The 11,232-nt window shown below is 37.6% G+C and carries 15 protein-coding genes; 8 read left to right on the plus strand and 7 right to left on the minus strand.

The annotated features are described in order from the left end of the window. Nucleotides 1-226 precede the first annotated feature (226 nt). Nucleotides 227-802 (minus strand): CYTH domain-containing protein, encoded by a 576-nt coding sequence (locus BN985_RS15860; RefSeq protein ID WP_042224653.1) that lies wholly within the window; start codon nt 800-802, stop codon nt 227-229. 183 nt (nt 803-985) lie between these two features. Between BN985_RS15860 and BN985_RS15865 the strand changes: the two genes are divergently transcribed. The 3 genes from BN985_RS15865 to BN985_RS15875 all read left to right on the plus strand — a co-directional run bounded on the left by BN985_RS15865 (nt 986) and on the right by BN985_RS15875 (nt 3,458). After that, nucleotides 986-1,594 carry a GTP pyrophosphokinase gene (locus BN985_RS15865; RefSeq protein WP_042224654.1) on the plus strand — a complete coding sequence of 203 codons (609 nt, stop codon included), beginning with the start codon at nt 986-988 and terminating at the stop codon, nt 1,592-1,594. Nucleotides 1,595-1,624: 30 nt separating this feature from the next. After that, nucleotides 1,625-2,428, plus strand: coding sequence for an NAD kinase (locus BN985_RS15870; protein ID WP_042224656.1), 804 nt, complete (start codon nt 1,625-1,627; stop codon nt 2,426-2,428). 136 nt (nt 2,429-2,564) lie between these two features. Further along, nucleotides 2,565-3,458, plus strand: a complete 894-nt coding sequence (locus tag BN985_RS15875; RefSeq protein ID WP_042224658.1) for an RluA family pseudouridine synthase — start codon at nt 2,565-2,567, stop codon at nt 3,456-3,458. Nucleotides 3,459-3,473: 15 nt separating this feature from the next. Here BN985_RS15875 and prpE read toward each other — a convergent pair whose 3' ends face one another. Beyond that, nucleotides 3,474-4,217, minus strand: a complete 744-nt coding sequence (gene prpE, locus BN985_RS15880) for a bis(5'-nucleosyl)-tetraphosphatase PrpE (RefSeq protein ID WP_042224660.1) — start codon at nt 4,215-4,217, stop codon at nt 3,474-3,476. 378 nt (nt 4,218-4,595) lie between these two features. On the opposite strand from prpE, the gene mgtE reads away from it, so the two are divergent. Together mgtE and BN985_RS15890 are read left to right on the plus strand one after the other, a co-directional pair. After that, the gene (gene mgtE / locus BN985_RS15885) at nt 4,596-5,978 is read left to right on the plus strand and encodes a magnesium transporter (protein WP_042224662.1); all 1,383 of its coding nucleotides are present in this window, start codon (nt 4,596-4,598) and stop codon (nt 5,976-5,978) included. 344 nt (nt 5,979-6,322) lie between these two features. Continuing rightward, a complete protein-coding gene (locus BN985_RS15890) occupies nt 6,323-6,883 on the plus strand; it encodes a CotO family spore coat protein (protein ID WP_052360716.1) in 561 nt (186 codons plus the stop codon). 36 nt (nt 6,884-6,919) lie between these two features. Here the strand turns inward: BN985_RS15890 and BN985_RS15895 are convergent, their stop codons facing one another. Then, a complete protein-coding gene (locus BN985_RS15895; RefSeq protein ID WP_042224663.1) occupies nt 6,920-7,378 on the minus strand; it encodes a CotY/CotZ family spore coat protein in 459 nt (152 codons plus the stop codon). A 191-nt stretch (nt 7,379-7,569) separates the two neighbouring features. Between BN985_RS15895 and BN985_RS15900 the strand changes: the two genes are divergently transcribed. The 3 genes from BN985_RS15900 to BN985_RS15910 all read left to right on the plus strand — a co-directional run bounded on the left by BN985_RS15900 (nt 7,570) and on the right by BN985_RS15910 (nt 8,464). Further along, nucleotides 7,570-7,788, plus strand: a complete 219-nt coding sequence (locus tag BN985_RS15900; protein ID WP_042224664.1) for a hypothetical protein — start codon at nt 7,570-7,572, stop codon at nt 7,786-7,788. 61 nt (nt 7,789-7,849) lie between these two features. Further along, entirely contained in the window at nt 7,850-8,056 is a 207-nt protein-coding gene (locus tag BN985_RS15905) for a hypothetical protein (RefSeq protein ID WP_042224665.1), read from the plus strand. Between the two features lie 153 nt (nt 8,057-8,209). Continuing rightward, nucleotides 8,210-8,464, plus strand: coding sequence for a hypothetical protein (locus BN985_RS15910; protein WP_042224667.1), 255 nt, complete (start codon nt 8,210-8,212; stop codon nt 8,462-8,464). 46 nt (nt 8,465-8,510) lie between these two features. Here the strand turns inward: BN985_RS15910 and BN985_RS15915 are convergent, their stop codons facing one another. The 4 genes from BN985_RS15915 to BN985_RS15930 all read right to left on the minus strand — a co-directional run bounded on the left by BN985_RS15915 (nt 8,511) and on the right by BN985_RS15930 (nt 11,115). Beyond that, complete coding sequence (locus BN985_RS15915; RefSeq protein WP_095149341.1) at nt 8,511-9,215, minus strand: DUF421 domain-containing protein; 705 nt, start codon at nt 9,213-9,215, stop codon at nt 8,511-8,513. Nucleotides 9,216-9,324: 109 nt separating this feature from the next. Further along, nucleotides 9,325-9,747, minus strand: coding sequence for a GNAT family N-acetyltransferase (locus tag BN985_RS15920; RefSeq protein WP_042224669.1), 423 nt, complete (start codon nt 9,745-9,747; stop codon nt 9,325-9,327). Further along, complete coding sequence (locus tag BN985_RS15925) at nt 9,744-10,262, minus strand: YjcG family protein (RefSeq protein WP_042224670.1); 519 nt, start codon at nt 10,260-10,262, stop codon at nt 9,744-9,746. Before BN985_RS15925 ends, BN985_RS15920 begins: the two co-directional genes overlap by 4 nt. Before the next feature lie 127 nt (nt 10,263-10,389). Beyond that, nucleotides 10,390-11,115: an alpha/beta hydrolase gene (locus BN985_RS15930; RefSeq protein WP_042224672.1), complete on the minus strand. Its 726-nt coding sequence runs from the start codon at nt 11,113-11,115 to the stop codon at nt 10,390-10,392. Nucleotides 11,116-11,232 lie beyond the last annotated feature (117 nt).

Below are 11,232 nucleotides of genomic sequence, written 5' to 3' on the forward strand. Positions count from 1 at the left end.
AGCTCTTTAACCATCCCAGTAAAGATGTATTTGCTTTTGAATTAAGTTTGTATATATTGTAGCAACGTAAGGTATTGTGAGCAAATGATCTGATTGTAACGTAGCTTTATATCTTTACCGGCTGTAAGCCCCTACTTCAAGGGTCCACTGAAGGATTAGTAAAGTGGGAGCCAATAGCAACCAGAGGTCTGATTCTGTCCACCGATTGAAGTTTCACTTTTCGCTACTAATCCTTGCTCAATGATTGAAAAAATCGCTGGATTTTATTAGGCGTTTTTCGCTCTGGGATTGCAAACTCTTTTAAAAGTGACTGAAAAACAGATTCGCCAACTTCTTCTGTTGGTGCTTCAAGCTCTAATTCATAGTCCACCTGACCATTGTACGTACTATAATCAAGAACAAGTAAAACATTTTTATAGCGAATTTCTCTTCTTATGGTTGTTAACGCACCGTAGTAGCTTAACTCGGATACGGAAATATTCCATTTATCAAGTTGATGTTGTGTATGTTGTTTTGCCATCGGTTTTCCACTCAACCACTGATCCACTTCGACCTCAGACAGTGTGTCGTGGGTTTCTAATAGACCCGTTTCGTTTGGTTCTTTTAAAGTAAGCTGATAATTCCCTTGTTTTTCTCTAATTCTTAGTGCTGCTCCGTGGGATTTCAAGCTAAATTCTTTCGTTTCAAAATAGTAATTTGTTTGTGTTTTACCTTCTATTGAAAAAGGAAGCGTAGTTAGTAGTAACTCAAACTCCTTTTTTGTTAGTATATTTTTATATTCAATTTCAATTTCTTGTGCCACATTATTCTCTCCATTTTTTAAATTGGTTAGTATTGATTATGGCTAATGTGAAGCAAATATGCAAAGATTAGCCATTGCATTAGATTATGTTACAATAAGATGGGAATTATATCCTAACGACTCGTGCTTAGAGCCGAAAGGCTTTTAGACGTCGTTTTAGAAGAAAATCAGGTGGTGGTAAATGTGAACTGGGGAGCGTTACTTGCACCTTATGCACAGGTAGTAGAGGAATTAAAAGTAAAGCTAAAAGGAATAAGGAAACAATTTGAATATGAATCTAGGCATTCACCTATAGAATTTATCACAGGTAGAGTAAAGCCTGTTGCGAGCATTTTGGAAAAATCGGAAAAAAGACAGATTAACATGACAGATATTGAACAAAAAATACAGGATATTGCAGGAGTTCGGGTTGTATGTCAGTTTGTTGATGATATTTATACCATTGTAGATATGATACGTAGTCGCAATGATTTTTCTATAATGGAAGAAAAAGATTATGTCTCAGAGAAAAAAGATAGTGGGTATAGATCCTATCATCTAATTATTGAATACCCTGTGGAAACAATTGATGGTAGGAAAATACTATTAGCAGAAATTCAAATAAGAACGTTAGCTATGAATTTCTGGGCAACAAATGAACATTCTTTAAATTATAAGTATAAAGGAAGAATACCAACAGATGTTAAAGAACGCCTACAAAGAGCTGCTGAGGCGGCATTTAAGTTAGATGAAGAAATGTCTAAAATTAAAAATGAAGTACAAGAAGCCCAGCGCATGTTTCACAGCAAATAATAGAACTTATTACTAAGGAGGACTGGATCCATGAAATTTGTTATCGTATCGAAGGGTGATGACCGTTCTAATAAACTTAAGGCAACAATGAAACAGTACTTAACAGACTTTGATTTAGATTATGATGAAGAAGAACCTGAATTGGTTATCTCAGTAGGAGGAGATGGCACGTTTCTTGAAGCATTTCATCGTTACATTTACAGATTGAGTCAGACAGCATTTATTGGGATACATACTGGCCATTTAGGTTTTTATGCGGACTGGGTCCCAGAAGAAGTAGAGAAATTAATTATTGAAATTGCTAAAACACCGTTTCAAATTGTGGAATACCCATTACTAGAGGTTACGATAAGCTCTAAAACAGGTGAAAGCAAAGATCGTTTTCTTGCATTGAATGAGGCGACAATTAAGACAGCTGATGGATCCGTTGTATTTGATGTGGAGATAAAGGGTGAACGCTTTGAAACATTCCGTGGAGACGGGCTTTGTATTTCAACCCCATCTGGAAGCACTGCTTACAATAAAGCGCTCGGGGGAGCAATAATCCATCCATCAATTGATGCGATTCAACTAACAGAAATGGCATCAATCAACAATCGGGTGTTCCGTACCATTGGATCACCATTAATTTTGCCAAAGCATCATCCATGCCTATTAAGACCAACTGTTGATCGTAGCTTTTTAATTGCGATTGATCATTTTACGACAAACTATACAAATGTGGAGTCTATACAATGTCGCGTAGCGGATGAACGTATTCGTTTTGCTAGATTTCGCCAATTTCCATTCTGGAACAGGGTGCGGGATTCCTTTGTCGCGGAAGAAAATAGCTAAAAGGTAAATATGGTAGTAGAGGGATAAGTGTTCGAAATATAAAAGTGAAAATGCTCTTTAAAAATAGATGGAAGTATTATGAAAAATAAGGGAAAGTTGAAAAAGAAGAATTTTTGGTGTGAAGGAGAAACAATAAATGGAGTGGATCATTAGGAAGATACATGAGGGATTACTTATTCGTACGTATTTACAACGGGAACATGGTTTTTCTAGGCGTATGATAAAATCAATTAAGTTTAATGGTGGAAGTATCCTAGTAAATGGGACGAATCAGAATGTGAGATACGAATTAAAAGAAGGGGACAAACTAGTAGTGGAGTTTCCTCCGGAAAAAATCGGTGCCTACATGGAACCAGAGGATACACCGTTATCGATTGTGTACGAGGATGATGTTGTACTTGTATTAAATAAGGCTGCTGGTATGCTTTCCATCCCCTCCTTAATGCAACCTACAGGAACTGTGGCCAATGCTCTGCTTGGTCATTACAAGAATCAAGATGTCAGTAATACAGTTCACATAGTAACCCGTTTGGATAGGGACACCTCTGGACTTATGCTCGTTGCAAAAAATAGTTACAGTCACTCGCGATTATCAGCATTTCAAAAGAGTGGTATGGTCAAACGTCAATATCAAGCAGTGGTAGAAGGGGTCCCTTCAGTTAAACAAGGCATAATTAATGCACCAATCGAGCGAAAAGCAGGTTCCATAATTGAGCGTATTGTTAGGGAGGATGGGAAGAAGGCCATCACGCACTATGAAACGGAAAAGGAGTTCACTCACTATTCTCTTGTATCCATTCAATTGGAAACAGGTCGCACCCACCAAATTCGTGTACATTTCAGTTATGTTGGTCATCCCCTAGTTGGGGATACCCTATACGGAGGAAGTGACAAATGGATAGGAAGACAAGCATTACATTGTTGTGCATTGACTTTTAAGCACCCAATAACGGAAAAGGAAATGCATTTTCAACAGGATTTACCACAAGACATGAAACAGCTACTTTTTAGCGGAGCATCATCTAAATAGATTTACCAAGAAACATTAATCTTCAAAGTGACTAAATTTTTCCTCGATAAGCGGCTGTTTTGATGGAACTGAGATAATATCTTTTTCTGGTAAACGAAAGGCGCTTAGTTCATTGCCAAAAACACAACCTGTATCAATATTTATCGTGTTATGAACAATTCTGGGCGACAAGACAGGTGTATGTCCATAGACGATCCATTCTTTACCATTGTATTCTTTTGCCCAGTCCTTCCTTACGGGGCGGCCATCTTCCATAACATCACCAGTAATATCTCCATAAAGTACAAAGGTTTTCACCTGTTTATCCGTTCTTCCAATAAGTGACTCTTTAATACCGGCATGTGCCACAATGGCGTTGACTTCAGGAATTTGTAAATAAAGAGGCGCTTGTTCATAAAGTGTAATAAATTGTTGTTTAATCTCTGCTCGTTTATCTTTAGGGAGCTGTTCATATTCTGCAACCGTTGTTTCTAAACCGTGACGCTGTTGGACCTTGTTCCCAAGGAAAAAGCGGTAAAGCTTGTTACAATGATTTCCGGGCACGTAGCAAGCCTTTTTTACTATCATAACAAGATAGTAGACAAGTTCAATAACTTTTAAAGACTCAGGCCCACGATCTGTAATATCGCCAACAAAAACTAAAATCCTTCCATCTGGATGGTTATATTCTTTATCTTTTAGATAGCCTAGCTTTGCAAGCACTTCATGTAATTCCTCAAAGCAGCCATGCACGTCGCCAATTATATCGACTTTTTCCATTTTAATCCCCCTTCTTTTTCTTGCTTTCCTTTCACAATTGCATTATCATAAATCGCGTCCCTGTGTCATGGGGAAACTGTAATTGACATTTATTATATCCATTTTCTAGTATAAATCCAAATTGTTTTGATGCTTATTTATAAGGGAATTTAATAGGAGACTTTTTACCACGTCTAAGCTGGCAGTAAGTACCCACTTCAAGTCTTCGATTGGTAAGAATGGTCAGCGTGGAACAACTGCCAGTAAAGGTCCAACTCGTTTAAATAATATTTGATGGGAGATGCCCTCCCACCAAATGAAGTATTTACTTAACGCAAAATAGAAGAAGATTTGTTTTGAAAGTAAAATAGCTTCTTCATACGGAAGGAATGAACTATCATGGAATCCAATAATCGTTATGATGAAGATTACCAAGTACAATATGAAGCACATTGGAATAAACTAAAACATGCACTCGAGCATGAAGTAATAGATGAATTCCGAAATGAATTTTTAGATATGCATCCCTACGATCAAGCGAAATTTTTTATGGATCAAGAAAAAGAGTATCGCCAGCAAATCTATACGTACTTATCACCAGAAGAACTAGGAGACGTAATAGAAAATGTTGAACTAGAGGATACCACTTTTATTGTGGCAGAAATGGATCCGAGAATGTCTTCTATGATGCTCTCTAAAATGTCTGCTGATAATGCAGTTGATATATTAAACGAGCTGGATAAGGATCAAGTCGCTAGTCTTCTGACAATAATGGATAAAGAAGCTGCAGACGAGATTAAACATTTGCTACATTATGAAGAAAAAACAGCTGGTAGTATTATGACGACAGAATTTGTCTCCACTTACAAACATTATACTGCTAGACAGACCATGCAATTATTGAAAGAAGAAGCACCCGATGCGGAAACAATTTATTACTTATATGTTATAGACGAAGAAAAGCGATTAGTAGGTGTTCTCTCACTTAGGGACTTAATTGTTGCTTCAGAAGAAACATTAGTCGAAGAGTTGATGAATGAGAAAATTGTTGCTGTTTCGGTTGCAAAGGATCAAGAGGAAGTCGCACAAATGATTCGGGACTATGATTTTCTTGCAGTTCCAGTAGTAGACTTTCAAGATCACTTGCTCGGTATAATTACGGTAGATGATATCTTGGATGTTATGGAAAAAGAAGCTAGTGAGGATTATTCCCGACTTGCTGGTGTAACAGAAGCAACACGCACTGCGGATAACGCCTTTGTTTCGGCTCGTAAAAGGCTTCCATGGCTGGTTATCTTACTATTTTTGGGTTTGTTTACTGCTAGCCTTATTGGCAGATTTGAGGAAACGCTTGATCAAGTTGCCGTTCTAGCTATCTTCATACCATTAATTGGTGGAATGGCTGGTAATACTGGGACTCAGGCATTGGCCGTAGCGGTTAGAGGACTAGCCACTGGCGAATTCGGTAAGCAAAAGAAAACCAAATTAATTTTACGTGAAGCGGGGACAGGGTTAATTACCGGTGCAGTATGCGGGGTTGTTATTACACTTGTTATTTATCTTTGGAAGGGGGATATCTTCCTTGGTATGCTTGTCGGGATTTCTATCCTAGCAACATTGATCGTAGCAACGCTTGCCGGCTCCCTCGTACCTATCGTTATGGATCGTTTTAATATTGATCCAGCAGTAGCTTCAGGACCATTTATAACAACAGTTAATGATATTATATCTATTCTAATTTACTTTGGAATGGCAACAGCTTTTATGGGGTTTTTAATTTAAATAAGCATAAACTATGACAAAACATGACAAAGGTACCATTCTTGATTAATCAGGGGTATCAACTTTGGTTTTCTGCTTAAAAGCATAACCGTTAAATTAGAAAATGTTTAACGGGAACCCGTATCAAGAAGTCATAATCTTTTCCACACCTACATCGCAAATTATAAATAATAACTTCGCCGGTTGATTAGTTGAACTCTAATTTTAGGATTCATTTAGTTTCCGGCTTTTTTTATTGTTAAAGATCTTTCGCGATTTCATCATCCTATTAATACGTGATTTAAATTCTTCCACACATTTATAAAAATGGGTTCATATAATGGGAAAGGAAGGAGTGATCTTTAATGGCAAAAAAGAGATTTGCGAAAGACCCCTTGCTTTATATTCACCAACCAAAGGAAAATAACCCAAAAGCACCTATGCAACATACTTCTTATACAAACTCAAAAAAGAAGCAAAACTTAGAACAAGAGTCAGATCCTGTATACCAAAAACATGATGAACCGCTGGGCCCAGTCCGTACTCATACTAAGCGCCGTAGTTTTCTAGAAGAACAGGCATTACAGCAAGAAAAGAATGTAATGGAAGAAAAAGAGGAGATTAAAGAAGAAGACGAGGAAGTACCTGAGATAACTGAAGAATCTGAGAAACCACTTACAGAAAGCGTTAAAAAGGAACGGCCTAAGTTTAAGGATATGACAATTGAAGAGAAGGTGGCATATTTCGTGGATACTCCCAGCTATGCACCACAAATGCGTTGTGAAATAAGGACAGAAGACAGAGCATATAGAGGCGTCATTACAGGGTCAGAGGATAACTATGTGTATATTAGAGTGGGGAATAGAAAACAGAGTACAAAGATTAAGCTGGATGACATTAAACATATTAAGTTATTAGGATTTTAAAAAGGCCGAGGAGTTATCCTCGAGCCTTTTCTTTTCTTAGTTGATCGCATTAATTGCTGGAAGACATGTTACGTGGCAGAAGCAGTTAAGATCTACAGTCATGCAAATACCAGTTGCGCGTAGTGGCTTTGTTTCTTGCTCTACTGGATTTTTCGGACATGGATTTTCATCACCAGGATCTCTTAATAGTTCTAAAACTGCACAACAATCATCCGTAATCTTTTTCACACGGAAATAGAAGCTACCTACAACGTAGCCGATGTTGCTTGGGTGCGCACCGTATGCTTGGAATGGTTTGCAGTCCCCTTTACAATAAAGGATTACTGGAACTGTATCTAAGCCGTTTCCGTGATCTGTTTCCCCCAGTAAATCCGTAATAGACTGCTCGCAACTGGTGTCACAACAATTTTCAATGACATCATTCTGTGCCTCTACTATTTCACTAAGAATATCGCAAACACAGTTTCCTGTTTCAAAATCTTTTCCACAACCCATGAATTATTACTCCCTTCAAAATGAAATTGACTCATTTGTCTTTACTAGAGTATGTGTTTTCGCATAGAAGGTGTGGGCATCCATCCTAAATATTTGAGATATTTATCCTTATAAAAGGGCGAATGTCCACACCAGCCTAAACTTTTGACATAGACTAATAACGAACTTACATGATGAAGGAGTTGAAGCTAGTGTCTGAGAGAAAACAGGTTATTCATGTTAGAGACCTCGTTATAAAGGCAGATAATGTATATATTGAACCATCTCGATCCCATCACCGAAATCCTTTTTTAGGAGGAAGAAAGCCGGAAGAAGAAGCTGATGTAGAGGATCGTCATGAAGATAAGAAAGACTTGAATGATGAGTATGATGATAAAGATGAAAGAAGAGATCCTTTCGCTTGGTTTTAAAAGAAGTTGGCAGCTATCTTGTAGCTGCTTTTTATTTTGAGGAAATGGGAGGGAGAAAGTATTGAAAGCGTCGGAACCAAAGTGGCTTCAGCATGTGCACGATTTAGAAAAGCATCTTGATAAAAATGAGAAATGGCTCCAGTTACCAGAAAAAAGGTTTAATACGTTTCATAATGAAGCAGAGGCATGGGAAGAGGATTATTTAAATAACATCAGGGATATAGAAAGTTTTATGAAAGAAATGGAGAAAGAAATGGATAAATGGTAGGAATACTATTTAGAAAAAAGGGTATATATAAAGTGAAACTTCAATCAGTGGGAGTTTTCATTCTTTCCCCACTGATTGTTAGTTGTGCGAATCGGGCTTTTAGCGTTCGTTTACTTGATCCGAAATATATCTTGTTAAAATGGAGGCGCTTATATGGGATACATTCTTCCAATTCCACATTACCAGTATCATGAATACCAAAACAGGATTGTGGAAACAAAGCGAAATCCACAATTCATTGAGGGACCTTTTAAAGTTATTTTGCAGGAACAGCATCAGCGTATTGAAAAGGAATATGAAAGGCTAAATGGTCCAGTGCAGCAATCTTCTAAGAGACAAGATTTGCCTGCCAATAAGTTTTTCGGTGAAATGACCGGTAGAGGAAAGCACTTTAACGCAGGTGTTTAGTTCTCTTGATAGACACATTAAAAAGCAGCGCACCTAATGTGAGCTGCTATTTGAATCGCTTGTGATTACGGTTCGTAAAAGGGAGGAGGTAAAGTTCTTTACCCTTTATATACTCTGCGTAAAAGACTTCGGATGGGCTAGAATAGTCTTGTCTTAGCACTTGTTCCAACAACCATTCCTCGGTGAGATTCTTCTCTTTTAAATTATCATAGATAATTTCTCCATCGTTAATAAGTGTAGTGGCGAGGTGAACCTCTTGTGTCGCTACTTTCAAATCCTGTTTATTCGGAGTTTGATAGGCAGCTTTTTTTAATACAGAGACCTTTCCGTTTGTTTCTAATATGGCATACTCAACATCTTGAATAGAAAACACATCTTTATCACGTAACAAATGTTGAAGCTGGTTAATGTCAAGTTTAGCCTTTTTCATCGTATCTCGTATAAGTTTGCCTTTGTATATCACAATGTCTGGACTGCCTTCCATAAAAGCGCGTGTTTTTTTCCATTTTTGGGTAGTAATCTCAGTTAGGTATAACAATCCACCCCATAGAGCAATTACAAAGGCTATTTCTGGAATACCAGCTTCTTTATCAAACAAGGCATTTCCAACCAACTCCCCGAGAATTAATGCTGAAATAAAATCAAATGGTGTTAGCTGGTTAATTTGAGTCTTTCCTAAGATTTTTGTAAGTATGAACAGAGCTGCAAAGCCAAACAATGTTTCATATAACATCGTTAGATAATCATTCACTGGAGCTGCCCTCCCTATAGGCATTTAGCCTTTAGCATTTCCAAATGGGCAAATTTCATCCCTAACAAAAATGGGCAAACAACAAAAAAACACCTCACAAGGAGGTGCTTCACAAATCTTTAACCATTGTAACATGGGGAATGCCTGCATCCATAAACTCGCCAGAAATCGTTTTGTACCCCAGGCGCTCATAAAAGGGGAGCGCTTGGGTTTGTGCATTTAGTTTTGCCTTTTTATAGCCATTGGATAATATGATGTCTTCCATGGCAGAGATCATTTGCGAACCGTATGCTTTGCCACGGTGCTCTTTTAGTATGCAAATTCGTTCTAATTTGCCATATTCCTCAACAAAGCGAAGTCGACTAGCTGCGATTGCTTCGTCACTTTCATAACCTACAAGATGTGTTGCTGTTTCATCATGTTCATCAAGTTCTTCCTCTGGTGATACCTTTTGCTCTTTAACGAAAACATCCATGCGAACATCATAGGCATCTCTTAGCTGTTTGTCTGTTTCTACGATTATTATGTTCAAACTTTTTCCTTTCCGAACACAAAGGAGTCATGCACTGTCCATGATCCATTCTCCAGTTGATAAAGGAGCTGGAAGCGATCAACTTTATCCTCTAACTCAAAATTCTTCATTTTTAAACTACCGTATACATCAGAGTATTCCTCACTGGATAACTTCTGGGCAATCGTGATGTGGGGTACAAATGCGTATTCTTGATTACCAGGAAAATTGCCACGGTTAATTTTTTCAAATAAGTCGATCAGCTCTTGCTTTGGTTCAACTTTTAAATAAATTGTATTGGTTACAGGTGAAAATGTACTTACTTTTTGAATGTTTAAGGTAAATGGTTCCGTGTCGTTCGCTATATGTTTCAGCTCGGATACGAATTCATTAACAGTCTCAATGTCTGCTTCAAAGGCTTCCTTAAGCGTAATATGCGGTGGAATTAATGCATAATGTGGGTCATAACGCTTTCGGTATGAATTTGCTTCATCTTGTACTGCTTTTGATGGAAAAATAGCTATTCCATATTTCATTATGAAAACCTCCTCTAATATTTTGACGACTATATCTTTAAGAACCAGCTAAGTGTACCTAATATTATAACAAAATTAAAAAGAACACGGTAATTATTTTTAAAGTTTTCAGCAAAATCGTTTATTGTTATACGAACATAGTAGTAAGTAAACGTTTCATATCCTGTTGCCAGTATTTCCAAGTATGCTCTCCATCTTCTAGCTCATGATAAACATAGCTAAGCCCTTTTGCTGTTAATAGGTCATGTAACTTTCGATTTGGTTCGATAAAGTCAAGAGTTTGCCCATCCGTTGTATTAACTGCCGTTTCCGCTGTGCCAATCGTATGATACACGTCAATACCATGAATAGATGTGGCTTCCTCAACGGCCTTCAAGACAGTTTCGTCTACATAGGGTGACTGCATAACAACTTTACCAAATGTATGCGGATATTTTAATGCGGTCATGAGGGCAAGTGTACCTGCTAATGAATCTCCCATAAGTGCTCGTGATTGTCCCATATGATACGTCGGAAGCAGATCATCGAGCAGGGGAACGACTTCATGAACCAAAAATTTAATATATGCCTTATTCTGTTCCCCGGTTGGGTGATATTTTTCTCTGCGATCATATTTGTCCTTATAATGGATTCCCACAAAAATGGTATTACTTATTTCATGAAAATCATGAAGACGATCACTAAGGGTAGCAATCCGTCCCATTTGGTAATAATCATTTCCATCCTGCATGATACAGATATTATATTTGTATAATGGTGAGAATGATTCTGGCTGATAAAGTTTTAAAATCATCGTTTCATTTAAATAGCTGCTTTCCACTTGCTTTTCTGTCATGGAGCCTTTTCTTCCCAATTTAACCCCCCCAATATTTAAAAGTCAGATGCTTTTCTCTTTAAGGAAGTCATACTCGAACATTTCGGTTTCTGATTCCCTACTATTTCTTATTGTAAACTAATGGGTTCGTATTAT

Source organism: Oceanobacillus manasiensis, assembly GCF_000724085.1.
GTDB classification, from domain to species: domain Bacteria; phylum Bacillota; class Bacilli; order Bacillales; family Amphibacillaceae; genus Oceanobacillus_B; species Oceanobacillus_B manasiensis.